The organism is Paenibacillus sp. DMB5, from assembly GCF_001517085.1.
GTDB lineage: Bacteria > Bacillota > Bacilli > Paenibacillales > Paenibacillaceae > Paenibacillus_AQ.
In genome coordinates this window covers 21,463-44,881 of sequence record NZ_LRAC01000015.1, presented here as the reverse complement: position 1 = coordinate 44,881, position 23,419 = coordinate 21,463, and the positions used below count along the sequence as shown (strand labels likewise).

At 51.5% G+C, this 23,419-nt stretch carries 21 protein-coding genes, 1 tRNA gene and 1 pseudogene; 2 read left to right on the top strand and 21 right to left on the bottom strand.

Going from position 1 to position 23,419, the window contains the following annotated elements; genetic code table 11:
- The 8 genes from rnr to AWJ19_RS03780 all read right to left on the bottom strand — a co-directional run.
- On the bottom strand, positions 1 to 2,199 hold a 2,199-nt coding region (gene rnr / locus AWJ19_RS03815; protein WP_068721710.1), incomplete at its 3' end, for a ribonuclease R.
- Between the two features lie 244 nt (positions 2,200 to 2,443).
- Positions 2,444 to 2,677, bottom strand: a complete 234-nt coding sequence (gene secG / locus AWJ19_RS03810; protein WP_068721708.1) for a preprotein translocase subunit SecG — start codon at positions 2,675 to 2,677, stop codon at positions 2,444 to 2,446.
- 178 nt (positions 2,678 to 2,855) lie between these two features.
- On the bottom strand, positions 2,856 to 4,142 hold the full coding sequence (gene eno, locus AWJ19_RS03805) for a phosphopyruvate hydratase (protein ID WP_068721706.1): 1,287 nt from the start codon (positions 4,140 to 4,142) through the stop codon (positions 2,856 to 2,858).
- A 61-nt stretch (positions 4,143 to 4,203) separates the two neighbouring features.
- On the bottom strand, positions 4,204 to 5,748 hold the full coding sequence (gene gpmI, locus AWJ19_RS03800) for a 2,3-bisphosphoglycerate-independent phosphoglycerate mutase (RefSeq protein ID WP_068721704.1): 1,545 nt from the start codon (positions 5,746 to 5,748) through the stop codon (positions 4,204 to 4,206).
- A 2-nt stretch (positions 5,749 to 5,750) separates the two neighbouring features.
- Positions 5,751 to 6,506, bottom strand: a complete 756-nt coding sequence (gene tpiA, locus AWJ19_RS03795) for a triose-phosphate isomerase (RefSeq protein WP_068721702.1) — start codon at positions 6,504 to 6,506, stop codon at positions 5,751 to 5,753.
- 28 nt (positions 6,507 to 6,534) lie between these two features.
- On the bottom strand, positions 6,535 to 7,716 hold the full coding sequence (locus tag AWJ19_RS03790) for a phosphoglycerate kinase (RefSeq protein WP_068721700.1): 1,182 nt from the start codon (positions 7,714 to 7,716) through the stop codon (positions 6,535 to 6,537).
- A gap of 91 nt (positions 7,717 to 7,807) precedes the next feature.
- A complete protein-coding gene (gene gap, locus AWJ19_RS03785) occupies positions 7,808 to 8,818 on the bottom strand; it encodes a type I glyceraldehyde-3-phosphate dehydrogenase (protein ID WP_068721698.1) in 1,011 nt (336 codons plus the stop codon).
- 116 nt (positions 8,819 to 8,934) lie between these two features.
- Positions 8,935 to 9,987 (bottom strand): sugar-binding domain-containing protein, encoded by a 1,053-nt coding sequence (locus AWJ19_RS03780; RefSeq protein ID WP_068721696.1) that lies wholly within the window; start codon positions 9,985 to 9,987, stop codon positions 8,935 to 8,937.
- A gap of 332 nt (positions 9,988 to 10,319) precedes the next feature.
- Between AWJ19_RS03780 and AWJ19_RS03775 the strand changes: the two genes are divergently transcribed.
- Positions 10,320 to 10,391 (top strand) — tRNA-Arg (locus tag AWJ19_RS03775).
- Between the two features lie 195 nt (positions 10,392 to 10,586).
- Entirely contained in the window at positions 10,587 to 11,183 is a 597-nt protein-coding gene (clpP, locus tag AWJ19_RS03770) for an ATP-dependent Clp endopeptidase proteolytic subunit ClpP (protein ID WP_068721693.1), read from the top strand.
- Between the two features lie 93 nt (positions 11,184 to 11,276).
- Here clpP and AWJ19_RS36205 read toward each other — a convergent pair whose 3' ends face one another.
- From AWJ19_RS36205 to AWJ19_RS03710, 13 genes and pseudogenes are all read right to left on the bottom strand, one after another.
- Positions 11,277 to 11,504, bottom strand: a complete 228-nt coding sequence (locus AWJ19_RS36205; RefSeq protein ID WP_241781586.1) for a hypothetical protein — start codon at positions 11,502 to 11,504, stop codon at positions 11,277 to 11,279.
- The gene (locus tag AWJ19_RS03765; RefSeq protein ID WP_241781585.1) at positions 11,480 to 11,914 is read right to left on the bottom strand and encodes a GDSL-type esterase/lipase family protein; all 435 of its coding nucleotides are present in this window, start codon (positions 11,912 to 11,914) and stop codon (positions 11,480 to 11,482) included. Before AWJ19_RS03765 ends, AWJ19_RS36205 begins: the two co-directional genes overlap by 25 nt.
- A 182-nt stretch (positions 11,915 to 12,096) precedes the next feature.
- Complete coding sequence (locus AWJ19_RS03760) at positions 12,097 to 13,197, bottom strand: DUF4163 domain-containing protein (protein ID WP_068721691.1); 1,101 nt, start codon at positions 13,195 to 13,197, stop codon at positions 12,097 to 12,099.
- 278 nt (positions 13,198 to 13,475) lie between these two features.
- Positions 13,476 to 14,234 carry an SIMPL domain-containing protein gene (locus tag AWJ19_RS03755; RefSeq protein WP_068721689.1) on the bottom strand — a complete coding sequence of 253 codons (759 nt, stop codon included), beginning with the start codon at positions 14,232 to 14,234 and terminating at the stop codon, positions 13,476 to 13,478.
- Positions 14,235 to 14,396: 162 nt separating this feature from the next.
- Positions 14,397 to 14,666: an HPr family phosphocarrier protein gene (locus AWJ19_RS03750; RefSeq protein ID WP_019914358.1), complete on the bottom strand. Its 270-nt coding sequence runs from the start codon at positions 14,664 to 14,666 to the stop codon at positions 14,397 to 14,399.
- A 97-nt stretch (positions 14,667 to 14,763) separates the two neighbouring features.
- The gene (gene whiA, locus AWJ19_RS03745) at positions 14,764 to 15,693 is read right to left on the bottom strand and encodes a DNA-binding protein WhiA (RefSeq protein ID WP_068721687.1); all 930 of its coding nucleotides are present in this window, start codon (positions 15,691 to 15,693) and stop codon (positions 14,764 to 14,766) included.
- A 34-nt stretch (positions 15,694 to 15,727) separates the two neighbouring features.
- On the bottom strand, positions 15,728 to 16,663 hold the full coding sequence (locus AWJ19_RS03740; protein WP_198536462.1) for a YvcK family protein: 936 nt from the start codon (positions 16,661 to 16,663) through the stop codon (positions 15,728 to 15,730).
- 56 nt (positions 16,664 to 16,719) lie between these two features.
- Positions 16,720 to 17,619: an RNase adapter RapZ gene (gene rapZ / locus AWJ19_RS03735; RefSeq protein ID WP_068721683.1), complete on the bottom strand. Its 900-nt coding sequence runs from the start codon at positions 17,617 to 17,619 to the stop codon at positions 16,720 to 16,722.
- Positions 17,620 to 17,665: 46 nt separating this feature from the next.
- The gene (locus AWJ19_RS03730; protein ID WP_068721681.1) at positions 17,666 to 18,616 is read right to left on the bottom strand and encodes an ROK family glucokinase; all 951 of its coding nucleotides are present in this window, start codon (positions 18,614 to 18,616) and stop codon (positions 17,666 to 17,668) included.
- A gap of 309 nt (positions 18,617 to 18,925) precedes the next feature.
- The gene (locus tag AWJ19_RS03725) at positions 18,926 to 20,191 is read right to left on the bottom strand and encodes a DUF438 domain-containing protein (protein ID WP_068721679.1); all 1,266 of its coding nucleotides are present in this window, start codon (positions 20,189 to 20,191) and stop codon (positions 18,926 to 18,928) included.
- Positions 20,192 to 20,221: 30 nt separating this feature from the next.
- Positions 20,222 to 20,449 (bottom strand): DUF1858 domain-containing protein, encoded by a 228-nt coding sequence (locus tag AWJ19_RS03720; protein ID WP_068721677.1) that lies wholly within the window; start codon positions 20,447 to 20,449, stop codon positions 20,222 to 20,224.
- 254 nt (positions 20,450 to 20,703) lie between these two features.
- A pseudogene (gene trxB, locus AWJ19_RS03715) lies at positions 20,704 to 21,658 on the bottom strand (thioredoxin-disulfide reductase).
- A 151-nt stretch (positions 21,659 to 21,809) separates the two neighbouring features.
- Positions 21,810 to 23,219 carry a tetratricopeptide repeat protein gene (locus AWJ19_RS03710; RefSeq protein WP_241781584.1) on the bottom strand — a complete coding sequence of 470 codons (1,410 nt, stop codon included), beginning with the start codon at positions 23,217 to 23,219 and terminating at the stop codon, positions 21,810 to 21,812.
- Between the last annotated feature and the right edge of the window lie 200 nt (positions 23,220 to 23,419).

Below are 23,419 nucleotides of genomic sequence, written 5' to 3'. Positions count from 1 at the left end.
GGCGAAGCCGCCGCCCTTGCCCGGCCGGCCGCCGTAGCTGCGGTGCTCGCCCGCCGCACGCGGCTTCATGTCGACCAGCTCGAAGTCGATCGTATGGTCGTCCATATTCACCTTGGCGACTCGGATCTTCACCTCGTCGCCGATGCGGAACACCTTGGAGGTGCGCTCGCCGATCAGCGCCATATGGGCTTCGTCGAAGTGGTAGTAATCATCCGTCAGGGCGCTGAGACGGATCAGGCCTTCGACTGTATTTTCAAGCTCGATGAACATCCCGAAGCTGGTCACACTGCTGACCATCGCCTCGAACTCCTCACCGACCTTATCCTGCATATACTCAGCCTTCTTCAGCTGTTCGGTATCACGTTCAGCTTCAACGGCCACGCGCTCACGCTCGGAGGACTGCTGGGCAATATCCGGCATCCTGCTGGCCAGATACTCATGCCGTTTCTCGGTCAGCGCCCCGCCGTTTTCAAGCACCTCACGCATCACGCGGTGAATGACCAGGTCAGGATAACGGCGGATTGGTGAAGTGAAATGGGAATAGTATTCGGCAGCCAGTCCAAAGTGGCCTGTGCTTTCGGCATCATATTTCGCCTGTTTCATCGAGCGCAGCATCATCGTGCTGATCACCGTCTGCTCCTTCGTCCCTTCGATCTGCTCCAGCAGATCCTGCAGGGCACGCGGGTGAATGGAATTCCCCCGGCCTTTGACATGGTAACCGAAGTTAGCGGCAAAAGCCATAAAGTTCTGCAGCTTCTCCTGGTCCGGGTCCTCATGAATCCGGTACAGGAACGGCACTTTCAGCCAATGGAAATGCTCGGCCACTGTCTCGTTAGCCGCCAGCATAAACTCCTCAATAATCTGCTCAGCCACGGAACGCTCACGTTTTACGATATCAATTGCCTTGCCGGTCTCATCGACGATGATCTTGCTTTCTTCAAAGTCAAAATCAACCGCCCCGCGCCGCATCCGGGCCGCCCGCAGCTTCATCGCCAGCTCTTTCATCAGACGGAAATCCTCAATCAGCGGGCTGTAGCGCTCCAGCAGCTCCGGATCTTCATCCTCCACAATTTTGCGGACGTCGGAATAGGTCATTCTTTCTTTGGTCCGGATAACGCTCGTAAAGACATCATGCTTCACGACCTTCATATGCTCGTTGAATTCCATCTCACAGGACATGGTGAGCCGGTCCACCTTGGGGTTAAGACTGCAGATCCCGTTCGAGAGCCGGTGCGGCAGCATCGGAATAACCCGGTCTACCAGGTAGACGCTGCATCCCCGGTCATAAGCTTCCTTATCCAGCTCCGAGCCTTCACGCACGTAATAACCGACGTCAGCAATATGAACGCCCAGCTTGTAGTTTCCATTCTCCAGGCGCTGCACGTTAACCGCATCATCAAGATCCTTGGCATCAGCGCCGTCGATGGTAACAATGTTCAGTCCGCGCAGATCGCGCCGGCCCTGCTGTACAATCTCCTCTTCCGTAATGGAATCCGGAGCCTGCTCCGCCTCCCGCATTACCTCAGCAGGAAAAGCCTCCGGCAGCTGATGCTTGCGGATAACGGACAGAATATCAACACCCGGGTCATCCTTATGCCCGAGAATCTCGATGATTTCGCCCTCTGCCGCTGCCCGGCCCTCCGGATAATTAACGATGCGCACGACAACCTTTTCGCCGTCAACCGCACCGCCAAACGACTGCTTCGGAATAAAAATGTCCCGGTTGATCCGCTTATCATCCGGCAGCACAAATCCGTAAGTCTCCAGGCTCTGAAACACTCCTACAGTCTGCAATACGCCGCGCTTGACGATCCGCACCACTTCACCTTCCATCCGCCCGCCGGACGGGCTTTTGGAGGTAATCCGGATCAGCACAATATCGCCGTTCATTGCACCTTTGAGATCATTGGCATGAATGTAGACATCAGGATGGTCGCGGTCATCAGGAATCAGGAAAGCGAAGCCTTTAGCATGCGCCTGCAGCCGCCCGCGCAAAAGATCCATCCGTTCCGGCACACCATAACGGTTATTCCGGGTCAGTACGATCCGGCCGTCCTGCTCCAGCTCTGAGAGCAAATCCTCAAACGCCTTGAACGCAGCGCTGTCCTCTATTGCAAAATGGCTGACCAGCTCATCGTATGTCAGCGGCTTATAAGCGGTTTCCCGCATAAAATCAAGTAATATTTCCTGTGTTATCAAATAAGTCACCTCGGCCCTTTCGCAGCATCGTATGCTGCGGCAAATATGTACGTCTTGTCCTCTTTGGTTTTTCGCGCTTCAAGTAAATTTTACCTCTATATACTTCATACCCTAGTATACACGAAATCAATCCCGCCCATCCCTGTTATGATTATCCCAAGGTTAACGCAGGCTCAAAAATCCAAAAATAAAAAGCCCCCGCCCCATTCCATTCAGAACAGAGCGAAGGCTTAGTGTATGCAGTTTAGTCAACAAAAATGGCAACAACGATTGACATGATAAAGAATCCGGCTGCCAATGCAACTGTTACACGCTGCAGTACGAGTTCCATACCGCGGGCTTTGGTTTTACCGAAGAGATGCTCAGCACCGCCGGAGATGGCACCGGAAAGACCTGCGCTTTTCCCTTTTTGCAGAAGAACGACCGCAATCAGACCGACGGAAAAAATCAGGAGCACAATTTTCAAAAAGATATCCATTCACTTCCACCTCCTACGTCCAAGCATCACTATCTATGGTAATTTAGATTTCACGAATTCATAAACAGCATTTTTATTTTATCATAGCGTTAAAGCGAATACAACCTTCAACCAGCCAACAACTCATAAAAAAGCCTGCCGGAAACCGGCAGGCCCTGTAAAGCTATATCAAAAGAAATTATCTTTTGAGGTTGTAGAAGGATTTGAGGCCGTTGTATTGAGCCAATTCACCCAGTTCGTCTTCGATGCGAAGCAATTGGTTGTACTTGGCAACGCGGTCAGTACGGGAAGGAGCACCTGTTTTGATCTGGCCAGCATTGGTAGCAACAGCGATGTCAGCGATTGTGCTGTCTTCGGACTCACCGGAACGGTGGGAGATAACAGCAGTGTAACCAGCGCGTTTAGCCATTTCGATAGCATCGAAAGTTTCAGTCAGTGTACCAATCTGGTTAACCTTAACCAGGATGGAGTTACCGATACCTTTTTCGATACCTGTAGCAAGACGCTCAGTGTTAGTAACGAACAGGTCGTCACCAACCAATTGAACTTTGTCGCCCAATTTTTCAGTGAGCAATTTCCAGCCTTCCCAGTCGTCTTCGGACATACCGTCTTCGATTGTGATGATTGGGTACTTCTCAACCCAGGAAGCCAGCAGGTCAACATACTCAGCGGAAGTGTAGGATTTGCCTTCGCCAGCAAGTGTGTACTTGCCATCTTTGTAGAACTCAGTGGAAGCAACGTCCATACCCAGGAATACGTCAACACCTGGTTTGTAACCGGCTTTTTCGATTGCTTCGATGATTGTAGTGATTGCTTCTTCGTTGGAACCAAGGTTAGGAGCGAAGCCGCCTTCGTCACCTACAGCTGTGTTCAGGCCTTTGGACTGCAGTACGGATTTCAGGTTGTGGAAGATTTCAGCACCTGTACGCAGAGCTTCTTTGAAGCTAGGAGCGCCTACTGGCAGAACCATGAACTCTTGAACGTCGATGTTGTTGTCAGCATGCTCACCACCGTTGATGATATTCATCATTGGTACTGGCAGTGCTTTAGCGTTGAATCCGCCCAGGTATACGTACAAAGGAATATCCAGAGCTGCTGCAGCTGCGCGGGCTACTGCCATGGATACAGCCAGGATTGCGTTAGCGCCCAGCTTACCTTTGTTAGGAGTTCCGTCCAGAGTGATCATCAGCTTGTCGATGCCCACTTGGTCAAGAGCGTCCATACCGATTACTTCTGGAGCGATGATTTCGTTTACGTTCTCAACAGCCTTCAGAACGCCTTTGCCCATGTAACGGGATTTGTCGCCGTCACGAAGCTCTACAGCTTCATGAGCGCCAGTGGAAGCGCCGGAAGGAACGATAGCGCGGCCTTTAGCGCCGGATTCCAGGTAAACGTCAACCTCTACAGTAGGGTTACCGCGGGAGTCAAGGACTTCGCGTGCATATACATCAGAAATAATAGTCATGTAAGTTAATCTCCTTTTAACTATGGTTTTGGTTATTGCAAAGCATTCGTTGGGCTCCTGCTTATTTGCGGCTGGCAATCATGGATTGTCCGGTCATTTCCGCAGGCTGCGGAAGTCCCATCAGATCCAGAATTGTCGGTGCTACATCGGCAAGGATACCGGATTCGCGCAGAACAACATTCTCAGTGGTTACAATGAACGGAACCGGATTGGTGGTGTGAGCGGTGAACGGACGTCCCTGCTCGTCAAATACCATATCGGCATTACCGTGGTCGGCAATGATGATCGCAACGCCGCCCTTGGCAACAACTGCATCTACGACTTTACCCACACATTCATCCGTTACTTCAACCGCCTTGATCGTAGGCTCCAGCATGCCGGAGTGTCCTACCATATCAGGGTTCGCAAAGTTCAGGATAATGGCATCCTGTCTGTCCGCTTCGATTTCCGCTACGCAGGCCGCCGCCACTTCGTATGCGCTCATCTCAGGCTTCAGATCATAGGTTGCCACTTTTGGCGAGTTAATCAGGATGCGGGTTTCGCCTGGAAGCTCTTCGTCGCGTCCGCCGCTGAAGAAGAAGGTTACGTGCGGGTACTTTTCAGTTTCCGCAATACGCAGCTGCTTCTTGTTGTTCTGTACAAGCACTTCACCCAGGGTATTGTCCAGGTTCTTCGGCGAGTAGGCTACATAGCCCTGTACCGTTTCACTGAACGTAGTCAGGCACACGAAGTGCAGATCCTGCGGGAACAAAGGACCACGGTCGAACCCGCGGAAATCGGAGTTCGTGAATACCTGCGACAGCTGAATCGCACGGTCAGGACGGAAGTTCAGGAATACGACGGAATCGCCGCTTTCCACTACTCCTACCGGCTGGTCGTTGCTGTCAACGATTACGCTAGGCTCTACGAATTCATCATACACGGAATTCTGGTAGGATGCAGTGATGGCCTGCAGCGCATCGGTATATTTAGGGCCTTCGCCATATACCATTGCCCGGTAAGCCTTCTCTACACGCTCCCAGCGCTTGTCACGGTCCATCGCGTAGTAACGTCCGGATACCGTAGCAATTGTACCTACACCAACTTCTTCGATCTTCGCGATCAGATCCTGAACGAACTTTTGTCCGCTGTCAGGCGCAACGTCGCGTCCGTCCATGAAAGCATGGATATACACTTCGTGCATATCTTCCTTCTTGGCCAGATCGAGCATGGCGAACAGATGATTGATGTGACTGTGCACGCCGCCGTCGGATACGAGCGCATACAGGTGAAGCTTTTTGCCGGTGGACTTGGCGCTTCTTACAGCTGCAACCAGCGTTTCGTTCTCAAAGAACTCACCGTCACGGATCGACTTGTCAATACGGGTCAGATCCTGGTATACGATCCGGCCTGCGCCGATGTTAAGGTGTCCTACTTCCGAGTTGCCCATTTGTCCTTCAGGCAGACCTACAGCTTCGCCGCAGGCGGTAAGCGTAGTGTTCGGATATTGCTTCAGGTAACGGTCATAATTGGGTTTATTGGCTTGGGCAACCGCGTTGCCTTCATCCGTATTCCGCAATCCGAATCCGTCCATGATGATTAATGCTACAGGTCTTGGAGCTGACATCCTTACTTCGCCCCCTCAACGAGTGAAACGAAGGAAGCAGGCTGCAGGCTGGCACCGCCGACGAGAGCGCCGTCGATGTCGCTTTGACTCATATACTCCGTTACATTCTCAGGCTTCACGCTGCCGCCGTATTGGATACGGACAGCTTCAGCTGTTGCTTCATCGTACAGGTCTTTTACAAGAGTACGGATGTAAGCAATAACTTCGTTAGCGTCTTGGGAAGTGGAGGATTTACCAGTACCGATCGCCCAGATTGGCTCATAAGCGATAACAACCTGAGCTGCCTGTTCAGCGCTCAGACCGGCAAAAGCACCTTCAGTTTGAACCTTGCAAACTTCCTTGGTCTGGTCAGCTTCGCGCTCTTCAAGCTTTTCGCCGACACATACGATTGGAGTAATGCCGTGACGGAATGCCGCGTGCATTTTTTTGTTTACAATTTCATCCGTTTCGCCGAAATAAGCGCGGCGCTCGGAGTGGCCGATGATAACGTAGTCTACACCCAGATCTTTCAGCATAACGCCGCTGATTTCACCTGTGTAAGCACCGTTGTCTTCGAAGTGCAGGTTCTGTGCACCGATTTTGATGGATGTACCTTTAACCGCTGCTACCAGTGCAGGCAGGTTGGTGAAAGGAGCGCAAATTACAGTTTCCACGCCTTCTACTTCTGCCTGGCCTTTAACTTCAGCGATAAAGCCTTCTGCTTCCGGAACGGTTTTGAACATTTTCCAGTTGCCGGCGATAATAGGTGTTCTGCTCATAATCTTGTATTGCCTCCTTCTTTGCCTCTTACTTGTCGTTCAGTGCTTCTACGCCAGGAAGTGCCTTACCTTCCATGAACTCCAGGGATGCGCCGCCGCCAGTAGAGATGTGATCCATTTGGTCAGCCAGCTGGAATTTTTCTGCTGCAGCTGCGGAATCGCCGCCGCCGATGACAGTGTAACCTTCAGTTGTTGCGCAAGCCTGCGCTACAGCCTTGGTTCCTTCAGCAAAGATATCGATTTCGAATACGCCCATAGGTCCGTTCCAAACAACCAGCTTGGAATCTTTGATGATATTGGCGTAGATTTCACGGGTTTTAGGACCGATGTCCAGACCTTCCCAGTCAGCAGGAATTTCAGTAACATCTACAATTTTGGTGTTGGCATCTGCACCGAACTTGTCAGCGACAACAACGTCAACCGGAAGTACGAAGTTTTTGCCCAGTTTTTTAGCCTTCTCGATGAATCCCAGCGCAGCGTCGATTTTATCGTTGTCTACCAGCGATTTGCCGATTTCATAGCCTTGAGCTTTGGTGAATGTATAAGAAAGGCCGCCGCCGATCAGAACATTGTCAGCCAGGTTCAAGAGGTTGTCGATAACGTCGATTTTGTCCTTAACCTTGGAACCGCCGATGATGGCAGTGAAAGGACGCTCAGGGTTCGAAAGAGCTTTGCCCAGTACGGACAATTCCTTCTCCATCAGAAGACCGGATACAGCCGGCAGGAAGTGAGCGATACCTTCAGTAGAAGCATGAGCACGGTGAGCCGCGCCGAACGCGTCATTTACGAACAGGTCAGCCAGTTCAGCGAACTGCTTAGCCAGTTCAGGATCGTTCTTTTCTTCGCCCGGATAGAAACGGACATTCTCAAGCACAAGCACGTCGCCGTCATTCAGCTCAGCGATTTGCGCTTTAACAGCCTCGCCGACAGCTTCATCAGCTTTGGCTACCGGTTTGCCGAGCAGCTCGGACAGGCGCTCTGCAGCAACGGTAAGACGCATGGAATCAACGAATTGGCCCTTAGGACGGCCCATGTGGCTGGCCAGAATGACCTTAGCACCGTTTTCGATCAGGTACTTAATCGTTGGAAGGGTTTCGCGGATACGGGTATCATCAGTGATCTTGCCGTCTTCCACCGGAACGTTAAAATCGACGCGCACGAATACGCGTTTGCCTGCTACTTCTACATCACGGACGCTTTTTTTGTTCATGATTAGTCTTCCTCCACACCCAAATTTAGAAAGAGCGGAAACAAGGAACTTCTGTTTCCGCTCTATAGATGCTGCTTATGTTAAGCCGGTCTTACTTAGCCAGTTTTGCGAAGTGTTCCAAAGTGCGAACCAGCTGTGCAGTGTAGGACATTTCGTTGTCGTACCAAGCAACAGTTTTAACCAGTTGTTTGTCGCCAACAGTCAGGACTTTGGTTTGTGTTGCATCGTACAGGGAACCGAAAGTCATGCCCTTGATGTCGGAAGATACGATTTCATCTTCAGTGTAGCCGTAAGTTTCCGGATCGGAAGCTTCCTTCATTGCTGCGTTGATTTCTTCAACAGTTACGTTCTTCTCAAGAACAGTAACCAGCTCAGTCAGGGAACCTGTAGCAACAGGCACGCGTTGTGCTGCTCCGTCAAGTTTGCCTTTCAGTTCTGGAATTACCAGACCGATTGCTTTTGCAGCACCGGTAGTGTTAGGGATGATGTTCTCAGCAGCTGCACGAGCGCGTCTGAAGTCACCTTTAGCGTGTGGAGCATCAAGAGTGTTCTGGTCGCCAGTGTAAGCGTGGATTGTAGTCATCAGGCCTTCAACCACACCGAACTTGTCGTTCAGGACTTTTGCCATTGGAGCCAGGCAGTTGGTTGTGCAAGATGCGCCGGAGATAACTGTTTCGGAACCATCAAGGATGTCATGGTTAACGTTGTAAACAACAGTTTTCATGTCGCCTGTAGCTGGAGCAGAGATAACTACTTTTTTAGCTCCGCCTTTAAGGTGCTTTTCAGCAGCTTCTTTAGTTGTGAAGAAGCCTGTGCACTCCAGAACGATGTCTACGCCGAGGTCGCCCCAAGGCAGTTCTTCTGGGTTACGGTTCGCAAGAACCTTAACTTCTTTACCGTTTACTTTGAAGAATCCGTCATGAACTTCAACGTCTCCCTGGAATTTACCTTGAGTTGTATCATATTTAAGCAAATGAGCAAGCATCTTAGCGTCAGTCAAGTCGTTGATTGCTACCACTTCGATACCTTCTACATTTTGAATACGGCGGAATGCAAGGCGTCCAATACGTCCAAAACCGTTAATACCAACTTTTACACTCATTGAATAGTTCCTCCTAGATTTCGTTTTATTTATTCAAGACAAGCCGTGAAGCTCGTCAAGACAACAATGTTAAGTATAATGCAAAATAACTGCGAAAGCTCCCCATATCCTGGAATCTATAGCACATGCTGCAACTGTGCGTCGATTTCTTTGCCGATTTCGACAGCAGCCGCCTCATCAATAACCAGAATATCCTCTTGCCCGAAGCGCAGCATTGCGTGGATCGCTTTGGCTTTGCGTTTGCCCCCTGCGATACCGATAACGACCTCTGTACGAAGGATATCCTCTAAACGGAGCCCGATCGTACGCATGGTATGGACAACCTCGCCGGCTTCATTAAAATAGTAGCCGAACGATTCGGCAACCGCACCTTCGGCCTGAATCTCCGAGACCGTAGCCTCATCCAGCCTGCGACGGCGGGTCATTTCCAGGGCATCACCGATCCCATGAACAATGATACGCGATCTGCGGATGATTTGTACAATCTCCCCGATGTTCGAGTCATGCCCCAGCGACTGGTAAGCTTCCTCGCTGAGCAGATCCGGCACATGCAGCAGACGGTAATTTGCTCCGATCCGCTTAGCCATGGTAGAAGCAATCGTATTGGCCTGAATCTCCATGCTCTCTCCAAGCCCTCCGCGTGCAGGGACAACCCATGCATTCTTATAGGAGGCGGATAATGGCAGGGTCAGCTGATCGGCCATCTCAGCCAGTGTAGAGCCGCCTGTCACGGCAATGGTATCGTCACCGCGCAGTACACCGAGAAAGGCCTTGGCGCCTGCACGTCCCAGCTCACGCTTGGTGAACGGAGATGATTCACAATCCCCGGGCACGATAATAACTTTGCTAAGATCATACGTTGAGCGGATCTTCTCTTCCAGATCATCCAGGCCGAACAGGCTCTTGGCGATCGGCTCCAGCAGGTCAAGCGTTCTGCGTCCGGCATCGCTAATGCGCATACCGACACTCTCGATCTCAATGAGCCCTTGCGATTTCAGAAGATCCGTCTCGGCGCGCAGTACCCGCTCGGTCATATCAAGCGACGCGGCCAGTGTTCTGCGTCCAATAATATCGGACAGCATGATCTGATGTAGAATCGTGTAACGTCTCTTAAGGGTTTCCATGAGATCCGGCAGAAGCTGCTTTTGGATTTCCAATAAATTGCGCATGCTTTCACTCCTGCAACTTCGTCTTTCTCTATTCCCTTGTTCGTGGTCTCAAAATGTCCCGGGTTAACTTTTTAAGTCCCACACATATTCTAACCAAATATTACGCGGAGTGCAAGTCATCCGAAAGTATAATTCTCAACCGCTTTTCATCTTATACATCTGTCACAGGGTGTAAGAGAATTGAATTCCCCTTAGCACAGCCGAAACAACCTGTGTTCCCTCTGGTGAACGAGCGGAAAACGGGGATTTTTAAAAGCATATAAAGTTATTTTTAAGGTCACCTTTAATGTTTATTGCAATTTCTGACTTCATGTATTATAATAAATTCTGTTGCGCCCGTGGTCCAATGGATATGACGTAGGCCTCCGAAGCCTGAGATCCAAGTTCGATTCTTGGCGCGCGCCATTATTTTGATATTTGTACATAATTTAGCAGTAGTCCTACTGTTAATTAACCAAAGAGCCGATTGATGGCTCTTTTTTTTAAAACTAAGTTTGACTTTCTTTGACTTTTTGTTTGATTTTGTTTATCATGTGGTTAATACGGTAACAGTAAAAAATGAACACATTCCGAAGAACCCATTCAAGGAGGTTTTACACGTGAGTTATATTCCAATGGTAGTAGAACAGAGCAACCGCGGCGAACGCGCTTATGACATCTATTCCCGCCTGCTGAAGGACCGCATTATTTTCCTTGGAACGGATGTTAATGACGTGGTAGCCAATTCCATCATCGCACAAATGCTGTTCCTGGCTGCCGAAGACCCGGATAAGGACATTCACCTGTATATCAACAGCCCGGGCGGTTCGATCACAGCCGGTATGGCTATCTTTGATACAATGCAATACATCAAACCGGATGTATCCACGATCTGCGTGGGTATGGCTGCTTCCATGGGAGCATTCCTGCTGAACGCCGGTGCCAAGGGCAAGCGCTTTGCGCTGCCGAACAGTGAAATCATGATTCACCAGCCGCTGGGCGGGGCTCAGGGCCAGGCAACGGATATTGAAATCCGCGCCCGCCGCATCCTGAAGCTGCGCGACAAGCTGAACCGCATCCTCTCCGAGCGTACCGGCCAGCCGCTGGAACGCATCGAGAAGGATACAGACCGCGATTACTTCATGAGTGCTGCTGATGCAGCCGAGTACGGTATCGTCGATAAAGTTATCGAGAAGACACTGCCAGCCGGCGTGTAAGCTGAATAACAGTACAGAAGGCTGCCGGGACCCTCAAGGGTCCGGCAGCCTTTTTTACATTCTTATATATTCTGTTCCGAATCCTTATACACCTTAACCCAGCCGCCCGTACCCCAGACCGTCCAGCTTGCCGGCAATAACCCGGTAGCCCCTGCCGTTAGGATGGATATGGTCAAGGAACAATAAGCCGCGCTCATTGCCGGCAAATTCATTGTAAATAGAGGCAAATCCGCAGACCCGGCTGCTGTAGCCGGCAGTATACCGGTTGAACTGCCGGACCCATTCCGTAGCTTCATCTATCTGCGGATAGGGATTGTACAATCGACAATCCGGATGATGTATGGCTTACTCATGCCGGCCTTGAGCTGTGACAGCGTACCCATGATATCACTGATATTCCTTTTGCAGCCGCGCAGAGCCTTCTGCAGCAGCGGTGACAGATCACCGGGACGGCCGCCGGCCGCCTTGGCTGCTTTGATCAGGTCATTGCCGCCAATGGAGATTGTTATCAGGTCAGCCTCCTGTACGGCCAGACGGAAATTATAATCGCCCTTCAGCCGTTGCTCCAGACCGTCCGTAGTCAGTCCGTTAACACCAAGGTTCGTCAGCCGGATTGGCGTTCTCAGGCGGGCCTCCGCCATTCTCCGGTAGACCGGTACGAACCCGTTCCCGGGCAGTGCCCCGAAGCCTGTAGTCAGGGAATCTCCGATCGCGGTGTACTGATAGCTCATCCTTTTCTTCCCCCTTCCTGTTAAACGGTACTTTCTACAGCTTATGAACAGGAGAGGCGCCCCGTAACGGCAGGGCATCCTTATATGTACTTGCGGAGGAATCAGGCGGCAAAAAGCCCTCCGGCTCCCTATAGGGGCAGCAGAAGGGCTCTTTACAATGCACGGAGGCGCAGACTAAGCCTTTATTTAAAAGCCGCGAACGGGCTGCTTCCATCCGGCAGCAATTCCTTGAAGGTAAAGTCAAACTGCGGGAATCCTGAAGCGTATGCGGTGTATTCATACAGCTGGAAGAACACGACAAGCTTGCCTTCTTTTAAATAAAAGTATTTCTCTGTATTCAGTCCGGTAAATCCGCCGAGGTAGCCGCCCTCAGCCTTAATCCGCTTAGACAGCTTGGTATTGAGCTCTTTTTTATAATTCGGGTTGGCCTTCAGCAGATCACCGATCAGCAGGCGTTTACCGTCCTTCAGCGAGAAAGTAAAGGCATTGCGGTAGGTCATTCCGTGCGCTCCGCCTGTGTATCCGTACTGTTCTGTAACCAGACTGAGTACCCCGTCCTTATTGTACGTAACCACATATCCGCCTTGGAACTCATAAGGCCGGTCATCCTCCGACCTGTTAGCGATCTGTTTCTCAGCATCTGCCGCATAATTAAGGACCAGCTTCTTGATCGTATCATTGATCGACTTCTGTGCCGCAGCATTAGCCAGCCCGCTCACCTGCGGGTAATCCAGCTTGATCGGTGCGTTCTCTGACTCCTTGATGAAGCTCTCGGTAGTAATTGTAATGGCATTTTGCTTCTGCTTCATTACGTTCAGACGGCCGGTAGCTGCACTCCAGTCCCCCTGAAAGCCCAGATAATCCGTCATCAGGTCAAATGGTATATACAGCCGGTTATTTATATTTTTCGCTTCATAGTCACCCAGAAAATAATTGTTCACAGAAATCGCTATACTGTAATCCGAAACCATCAGCTTGGTCAGCGTGTTTCCTTTGCCGATGGAATAGGTCTTATCCGCTTTATCATAGGTCACGGGCATACCCAGTGTATCCCGCAGGAAGCTGACAGGTACCCAGACCTTGCCCCCGCTGAAAATGCCGGTCTGCTGCGTAATGCTGCCGTTCCATTTCAGTACTACCGTTGACTGGGCCGTCTTAGCCTGTACTGCAGCCGGTGCTGCCTGAGCTTCTCCTGCTGACAGCATTCCACCTCCAAGCAGCAGGCTTGCCGCCATGATGCCCGTTCCCCATTTGCGCGCTTGTTCCTTAAGTATAATATTCATGCCGATTTCTCCTTCCGCAGGTACGATGATTGACTTGATGTTCCCCCTAAGACCCGGAAAGCCTGGCCCCCTGGTCCACTTCTCTTATTATAGAGAGTACGGCTGCCATGATTGTTACAAATTCCCTTACAGTTTCTTAAGCTTTTACAGCATATTTAAAGGGTCTTGTTACTTTTCCTTAAACAAAATGAGAGAATTTCTACCGCGAAGCATCTGATTGCTGAAAAAAGACCCCGCTGTGCCATTAACGGCAGAAGCAGGGTCCCATAATTTCAATCCTATTTCAATTCATATACTACGCTGAGCTGGGTAGTAACCTTAACCTGGCCCGGTTCAACCGAAGTGCCTCCGGCAGTATCTGCAGCAGCCTTGCTCATTGCCGCATTTTCCATGTAGTACACAGGGTTATTGCCTACATCATTCTGGGTTACGGTAACAACCTGGCCCAGGCTGCGTTTTGCCGCCTTGGCGATAGCTGCTGCTTTTACATCCGCGTTAGCCATAGCCTTTTCGATAACCTGGGCTTCAAAAGCGGAAGGATCTTCAATTGCAAACTGCGCGCTACCGATGTTGTTCGCGCCTGCAGCCGAAGCAGCATCGAGCAGTGCTCCAACCTTGGCCAGGTCACGGTAAGCCACCTGCAGTGTGTGCTGTGCGATGTAGCCTTTAACCTGCTGTCCGTCCTTTTCGCTGTAAGTGTAATTAGGCTGAACACTGAACTGGGTGCTCTGGATGTCCTTATCGGCGATTCCCCAGGTTGTTTTGAGCTGTTCAGTCACTTTGGCAATTTTGGCTGCATTGGCTTTCTGCGCTTCCTGCGCCGTTGCCGCAGATGAATTCGCTCCAATCGACAGATAGACGATATCCGGCTTGATCGACAACTCGCCCTTACCTGTTACGCTGACAATATTGCGGGTAATTTCCTCTGCGGCGTAAGCCTTTTCAGGTCCTTTGAACACACTGCTCAGCCCCATTCCTCCAACAATCAAACTTCCTGCCAGCAGTACCGCTCCGAGTGATTTGCCCCATTTCTTCATGCTTAACTTCCCCTTTCAGATCCTTTATTTGTTTGGTATCCTCTAGACGGGCCTCTTTGGTAAAAGTTGCATTCAGGTGCGCATTTCAAAAACATTTTTTCTTAAATTAAAAAAAGCCCCGTTAGGGGCTTTTTGTAACTACATCGTAAGCAAGGCGGAGACCTATTGGTTCTCCAGCTCTTCCTTGCTGACAAGACTTGTCAAAGCGGTTACAGCCTGATCCGCATCGGCGCCATCCGCGCTGATATAAATCTCCGTGCCGGAACTGATCGCCAGGCTCATAATGCCCATGATGCTTTTGGCGTTAACTTTTTTATCGTCTTTTTCCACGAAAATCTCCGACGAAAACTTGTTGGCTTCTTGCACGAACAATGCTGCCGGCCGAGCGTGGAGCCCCGTCTTCAACCGTACAACTACCGGGTGCTTTGTCATGAAACGCTTACCCCCTATTTGAGATCTGCCCAAAAATTTCACATTAATTTTATAATATTATATCATTATAACCGCATCCACACTAGAAAAAAAATAATTAGCCGCCGCGGACTTTCTCCGCCAGCTCATCAATTTTGCGTAAACGGTGGTTTACACCTGATTTACTGACGTTCCCCTTCAGCATCTCACCGACTTCCTTCAGGTTGATGTCCGGGTGTGCCAGCCTGATTTCCGCGACCTCGCGCAGCTTATCCGGAAGGCTCTCCAGCCCCACCTCACGCTGCAGCAGCTTGATGTTCTCAATCTGCCGGACAGCCGCACTGATCGTTTTGTTCAGGTTGGCCGTTTCGCAGTTGACGATGCGGTTTACGGAGTTGCGCATGTCACGCATAATCCGCACATCCTCAAATTTGAACAGCGCCTGGTGCGCACCGATCAGGTTCAGGAACTCGATGATCTTCTCGCCTTCCTTAATGTATAGGATAAAGCCTTTTTTACGCTCTATGCAGCGGGCGTTCAGGTGAAATTCACCAGCCAGATCCACCAGCGCTTTACAGTGCTCCTCATACATGGAAGCGATTTCCAAATGATAGGACGAGCCCTCGGGATTGTTTACCGACCCGCCGGCCATGAAGGCTCCGCGGAGATAAGCCCGCTTGCAGCAGTTTTTTCTGACGATTTCCTCGTCAATTCCGTCATTGAAGATGAAGCCCTCGGATACAATCCGCAGGTCCTTCAGGATCTCCTGCACCCGGCTGGGGATTCGGACAATATAGACGTTATTTTTCTTCAAACGCATTTTTTTACGCACGAGCAGCTCGATATGGACCTGGTAATATTTCTTAAGCAAAGAATATACCCGCCTTGCAATCGCGGCGTTCTCCGTCGAGATGTCCAGAACCACCTTTTTGCTTGAAAGCTGCACGGATCCGTTCATCCGGATCAGCGCTGACATCTCCGCCTTCTCGCAGCAGGGCGGGCTCTCCACCATCGTCAGCTCTTTTTTGGTAAGTGCCGCAAAAGACAAGGGGCTCACCTCTTTCATGTTCATTGAAGCTTGTTTATCTGGAAATCCAATCCTTGACCAGCTGGTAAATATGGTGGCTTAGCTTATCCGTATCATGCCTCAAATAGGTCTTGAACAATACCAGCTTATCAGCAATTACCTTATACCCGTTGCCGTCAAGCACATCCCGGTCAAGAAGCACGGGGCGAGCGCCCTTCTCGGCATATTTGACCTGCACCTGCTCCGGGATCTCCCCGTCGTTGACAATCACATAATCGAACAAATGCAGCCCGATGTGATCGTATACGGCCTGGAGATGGTCGCTGACTGTGTAGTTGTCCGTCTCGCCCGGCTGGGTCATTACATTGCAGACAAAGATTTTGATCGCATCCGATTCTACAACAGCCTCCGCCAGCTTAGGCACCAGCAGGTTGGGCAGGATACTGGTGTACAGGCTGCCCGGACCGCATAGAATGGCGTCAGCACCACGGATCGCCTCCAGCGCCTCCGGAAGCGGCTCCACATCTGCGGGCTCCAGAAACACCCGTTTGATCCGGCCGCCGGCCTCGGGTATTTTGGACTCTCCCGTAACAATGGTACCGTCAGCCATCTCGGCATGCAGCACCACCGCATCACCGGCAGCGGGCAATACTCGTCCGCGGACAGCGAACAACCGGCTCAGCTCCCGCACAGCAGTTACAAAATCACCCGAGATATCGGTAAGCGCCGCGAGAATGAGATTGCCGAGACTATGGCCGGCAAGTCCTTCTCCACTGCTGAAGCGGTATCTCATAATCTGCGCCATAAGCGGCTCTACATCCGCCATGGCTGTCAGCACATTGCGGATATCGCCGGGAGGCGGCATCTGCAGCTCACTGCGCAGAATACCGGAGCTGCCTCCGTCATCTGCCACTGTTACAATTGCTGTAATATCAAGCGGCTTCTCTTTCAAACCGCGAAGCATAACAGAAAGCCCTGTGCCGCCGCCCATAACGACGATCCGCGGACGTTTCTCTTGTTCTTCGGACACTTAGACCCCTTCTCTCGTTAATGCCGGTCACGCTCGGAATCCCGGTGGCTGACCGCTACCGTCTCCGTCTCGCTGACTCCCAGCATTTTACCCAGATACTCGGATATGGCGACTGAACGGTGTTTGCCGCCGGTACAGCCGATGCCGATAATTATCTGGGACTTGCCCTCTTTGCGGTACTGGGGAATCAGGAAGTGGAGCATATCCAGCAGCTTGGTCAGAAAAGCCTGCGTTTCGGGCCATTTCATTACATAGTCATATACATCGCTGTCCTGGCCGGTCTTGGGCCGCAGTTGATCCACATAATGCGGATTCGGCAAAAAGCGGACATCAAACACGAGGTCTGCATCAATCGGAATACCATACTTGAATCCAAACGAAGTAATATTAACGGAGAGTGTGCTTTTGCCAAGGTGAGAAAACCTGGAGACAATCTTCTCCTTCAGCTGGGCCGGCTTCATGCTGCTTGTGTCAAGACACAGGGTAGCCGAATTCTTCAGCTCATCCAGCATCTGGCGCTCCAGCCGGATGCCGTCAAGCGGCATCCCCTTGGGGGCCAGCGGATGATGCCGGCGGCTCTCCTTATAACGCTGCACAAGCACGGAGTCCGTAGCATCGAGGAAGAGAATTTCGCAGCCGATCGTTGACTCATTTTTGATGTAGGTCAGCGATTCAGAAAGCGCCGTAAAAAATTCCCGTCCCCGCAAATCAATAACGAGTGCCACTTTGGCGATCTTGCCTTTGGACTGCTCAATCAGTTCAGCAAATTTCGGTATCAGCACCGGCGGCAGATTATCCACACAGAAAAAACCAAGGTCTTCCAAACTCTGAACAGCAATTGTTTTGCCTGCGCCTGACATGCCTGTAATAATGATCAGGGTGGCGCCGGCCGTTTCGGAGTGCTCCAATTCGGTCATGAGAGCGTTCCCTCCCTAAGATTAGTATATGAATAAGTCCCGCTTATTAAGAACGCAGCAAGAGACCCGCCGCACCAATAATGCCGGCATCATTTCCAAGCTCCGCAGGCACGATGGTAACGCCCTTCTGCAGCGGCTCTGGAGCCAGCTTGGCAAACACACGGCGCACCTCATCAAACAGAATGTCGCCTGCCTTGGATACTCCGCCGCCGACAATAAAGACTTCAGGGTTCAGCACGGCAGCAACTGCCGCCATGGACTTGCCCAGGTAAAATGCGGCCCGGTTAACAATGCGCAGCGCGACTTCGTCGCCGGCTTTTGCAGCATCGAATACTTCCTTCGCTGCAATCTTCTCCACAGCAGTAAGCGAAGTACGGTCTCCGCGTGCTACAGCGTCGTTAGCCATACGGATAATGCCGGTGGCCGAGGATACGGTCTCCAGGCAGCCCATATTGCCGCAGCCGCATTGAATGGCTTCCAGGTCAGGCACAACCGAGATATGGCCCAGCTCTCCGGCCAGACCGCCGAAGCCCTGGTATACCTTGCCGTTAATGATAATACCGCCGCCGACACCGGTTCCCAGCGTATAGCAGACACAGTTCTCAATGCCGCGTCCCGCGCCGCTCCAGGCTTCACCCAGCGCAGCCACATTGGCATCATTGTCTATTTTGACAGGCTTGTTAAGGCGTCCTTCCAGGATGGAACGGATCGGCACATCTCTAAATCCTATGTTAGGCGCAAGAATGATGATTCCTTCACGAATATTCGTAAATCCGGCCAGGCCTGCTCCCACACCGGCAAGCTGCTCCCAGGAGTACGGGGATTCTTCCACAATCAGGCGCACATACTTCTCGATGTTATCGATAACGGCATCGACGCCATCCGCAGTCCCCGTAGGTCCCTCATAAGTGTGCAGCAGGGTTCCCTCGGCATTGCAGATTCCAACCTTAATCGTGGTTCCACCTAAATCCACGCCAACGTAGATATTCTCAGACATGTAACAAGCCACCTTTTTCTATGCTAAAATAGTTAATCCTACGTACCCACTATAATAGAAGCCTCCCCTGCGGTCAAGGAAAGGCGGCACACCCGGCTATATACCCTACTCTAAAAACTAGGCTGGATAAAAGGGGGCTGGCTGAGCCGACGACAGGGGGTTCCTTTTTCAGGCATATTAACGTTGTATGCGTTATCACTATAATCTATGACTTGTACACTATTACGGGTATCCCCGCAGTCGGCCACACTCTTTAAGCAGCAAAAAAAGGCACAGGCCTTAAGGCCTGCACCTTATGAAGAATTAACTCTATTCCGACAAAATCCGTTTCTGACCTTCCAGCGCGCGGATCGGGGCAATATTCTGGGTGAACTCCAGCGTCCCCATGTAACGGCCGGCTTCATCCCGGACTGCGAAGTAACGGATATAGATGAACTTATCCTTTATGTTAATCCAGAAATCCTCGGCATCCTTGCGTCCTGCCTTGAAGTCTTCCAGCAGCTTCTCCACGACATGCACACTTTGCGGCGGGTGGCAGTTCTGGACGGTACGGCCGATGACCGCCTTGGTCCGTGCAAAGATGCGCTCCTTACCGTGGGAGAAATAACGGACAACATCATTCTCATCGATAAAGGTCAGGTCAACCGGCAGATGGTTCATGATGGTCTCCAGCTGGTGCAGTGACAGCAGGCCGGTTTCAAACCGGATAAAGCCCTGCGGGCTTTCGCCTGCCTGCTGCTCCTCAGCAGAGACAGCTGCGCCTTCCGGTTCAGGTGAGCGTTCCGGTATCCATTCCTGCTCCGGCGCCGTCAGACAGAAGCCGATCTCGTCGCTTTCACGGGCAATTTTGACCCACTCGTCCTCAGTCAGCTTGTCGAGCGCCATCGGCAGCAGAATATTTTCTTCCTTAAAGATCATTTCGTTAACTTCCTGAATAATCTGGGTCAGCTGTTCACCGATCTCTTCCTTATTGCCTTTGTATGAGCTTAGCTCTGCCTTGGCTGCTTTGATCATCGCCCGGATGCCGTCATCCACGCCCCACATTACTTTGGTCGGCCCGTAGATGCCGTACTTCTCCAGATAAGGGAACAGCAGATTCTCTTTGCGGCTGTAGTGCTTGTCAAGATCAAGCAGCAGACTCAGATCCTCCAGCAGCTTGAAAATAATTTCGTCGCTGTCATTCTTCAGGAACTTGCCGGCATGCAGCTCCAGACGGAAGTTAACCAGCCGCTCAATTTCGCGGTTCTCCAGCTTGAAGGTGTGAACAGGATGACCAGGCTGCTCCTCCGGCTTCGAGGAACGGTGAATCTGCTCTATCGAGCCTTTAAAAATTGCGGTATGGACCGAACACAGCCGCTGGACTTCTTCTACCGGAATACCTTCCTCCGTCATCAGCGAGTGCTCCATTGCAGAAATTTCGGCTACTGTCACATCGCCAACCGCTTCAGCAAAACGGGCTTTGACCTCATCTACACTTTTACCGGCATGCAGCTCTTTAATAATTTCCTTGAGCATCGCCTGGCGGCGGGTCTGCTCGGGTACATCCACTTCACGGTTGTTAATTAATTCACTCATTATACTCTCTCCTTTATATGCGGAATGCTTCTATTCAACAATCTCGAAACCATGACGGACAAATGTCTGCCTTACTGTTTCAGGATCCATTTTTTTCAGTTTGATTCCCTTCGACAGGGTCATGAACCGGCCTGCGGTCTGCAGCATCCCCGGTTTGGCAATATCCTGAAACCCCAGCTCCACCATAATGCCGGTTACCTCGGGATGCCGGCTCACCAGCTCGAATATGGACTCATCCATCTTCAGCACTTTGTTCATGGACACCATTCCTTTAATCCACTTATTGAGAACTCTTCTCAACATCAGCTTAGCATAGCCCATATACACACATTGTGATTGCAATCACTAAGTTGAAGCTGATATGTACTTTATTTTTTAAATAAATCGGTTGCCGCCTGCGTCTTGCTGCTGCGCGGGTTAGCGCCCGGGGTAATCAGCCGTTCCCTGCACAAAAAAACCGGCATCCCGCATAAGCGGAATTACCGGCTTGATTCTGTAGAATACTTCAAACTTTACTTGTCGAGGCTTTCGCTCCAGTCATGCACCATTGTGCCTTCCAGATACTTCTCGGCATCCATAGCGGCCATACAGCCAGTTCCGGCTGCAGAAATCGCCTGCCGGTAACGGGTGTCCTGAACGTCGCCGCAGGCAAATACGCCCGGAATGTTCGTCTCCGTCGTACCAGGGTTCACTACAATATACCCGTTAGCATCTGTAGTAATCTGGCCTCCCAGGAAGCCGGTGTTAGGAGTATGGCCGATTGCCACGAAAACACCGTCTGCCTCAATCAGCTCTTCCTGGCCTGTCTCATTATTGCGCACGGTTAATCCTTTGACTGCGCCTGTATCTCCGACTGTTACGGCCAGCGGGGTGCGGTTCAGCGCCCAGGTCACCTTGCTGTTCTCACGAGCCCGGTCCTGCATGATCTTGGAAGCGCGCAGCTCCTCACGGCGGTGAACCAGCGTTACGTTAGAGGCAAAGCGGGTCAGGAAGCTGGCTTCCTCCATGGCGGAGTCTCCGCCCCCGACAACGATAATCTTTTCCCGCGGAAAAAAATCCGTCACAGGTGGCGCATGTGCTTACCCCGCGCCCTACATTCTCCTGCTCGCCCGGAATTCCCAGATACCGTGCGGAAGCGCCGGTTGAAATGATGACCGATTCCGCCTCAAGCACACCCAGCCCATCCACCTTCACTTTGAACGGACGTTGTGAGAAATCGACCGATTCCACCCAGCCGTTCTTGAACTGTGCACCGAAGCGCTCAGCCTGCTTGCGCATATTCTCCATCAGATCAGGGCCGAGAATTCCCTCAGGAAAGCCAGGAAAGTTCTCCACTTCTGTCGTCGTTGTCAGTTGTCCGCCCGGCTGCAAGCCTTCAATTACGAGCGGGCTGAGATTGGCGCGGGCTAAATAAATAGCGGCAGTCAGCCCTGCCGGGCCTGTTCCGATTACAATCGTTTTGTACATCACTATGGCCTCCTTACGAGTAGGTAATGATTTATAAGAAGAAACAGCGGCGGAGCTTCAGAAGAAGCCCTCTCACTGTTTCGGGTAAACAATATAAGGATGCAGAATCCCGCTTCATTTATACCTGCTTGCTTATATTACCTTGCCGGGGTTATACCTTCTCCGTTGAAGAAGGCAAATCCCCCTGCGCCAGTTCCTGCTCTTCTGCCGAAATAGGATTTTCCTTCAGGCTGCTTCCGATCAGCCGCTGCAGGCTGATCAGCGCCGCTTCCTGCAGCTTCTCCTCCTGGAGCGGTTCCTGCTGCAGCAATTCGCCCAGCACCTCGGACATCTCTTCGTCCTCAATCCAGCGGAGCGCCTCGGTAACCTGCATTCTGGTCCCGGAATCGCCGTAGCGCAGCGCCCAGAAGAAGGAGGCCCGCAGCAGCGGATTGCTGCGTACTTCAGCTGTGAAGCTGCTGGCATTGTTCTTCCACTGCTTCAGCTGCTCCTGAAAAGGCAGCTGATAATTATAGCTGACCGGCGACATTGGCCGGCCCTCTGCCAGCGCCTGCTGCAGCTGGGCGAGGAAGAAAGCCGGTACAGGCGATGCCGGGTCAAGCTTGGCGGCCTGCCGCCAGCAGCGCAAGGCGTCGCTGTGCAATCCGCTGTTGCTCGCAGCAGCAGCGCAATAATGGAACAGGCTGGCGTCTGCGCCAACCTCTTCATCCCTCAGCAGGCGGCGGAAATGACTATAGGCCGTCTTGTGCCGGCCCAGAATGCCCATCGTAGTGGCCATTTTGAACACATGCTCCTTATGGAAGGGCACGGTGGCCTCAAGCCTTACAAGAAGCGTATCCAGCTGGTCACGGTCCCCGGCATACTGCAGAAAGATAGCCATATTGCACAGGGCATGCAGATTGCCTGCGTCCTGCTCCAGCACAGCGCCCAGGCATTCCTTCGCTCTTGCAAAACGGCCCATATAGAAATAGGCAAGTGCCAGATTATTATGGGCTGCCAGAAAATCGGGAGTTGCCTTGACGATCTCCTCCAGCAGATCTACCGCCTGGGGAAACTTCCCTTCCTCCAGCAGTGCACGGGCACGGTCGTGCTCCACAACCCCTTCACGGCTGCGGATTTTGATCAGCGGAGCCGGACGGTCCAGCTCATACTGCAGCAGCTCCATCAGCTCCTCGGACTCCGCCAGATATTCACCGGCGGCATCCTGCTCCAGATACGTCATGAGCGAGCGCTCTGCCTCCTCGAAGCTCTCCATATTGGCATAATTGTTAGCCATGTAGAAGTGGCATTCGGTCATCGCCGGGTCGATCTTTTCCAGTACATGGGTCAGAATATCATTGGATGCTTTATAATTACCCATCTCCGATAAGATGCCTGCCATGTTACAGTGATTTACCGGATTCTCCGGCTCATATTCAACAGCTTTGCGAAAATTCTTTAATGCCTTATCATATTGAAAGCGGTCCAGCGACCGAACGGCTCTTTCAAAGAAAAAATTGGCATCCAGAGTCACCGGAATGACATTGCTTAACTCCGTCTCATCTGAAGTTCTCTCAATCATGGAAGCAAGGCACCTCCCTTTGTAAGCTTCCTTATCCTCACGCAAAAATAGGAGGGTTGTGCCGTAAGGGCACTCCGGGCTCCTATCCTAAAGCAGTCTATCGTTTCCATCTCTGGGCTTAGCTGCTTCACACAGTATAACACAAGTGAGCGGGGGATTCTCAAGCTAAGGGAAGGTCGCACCTCAGGAAAATAGATGAA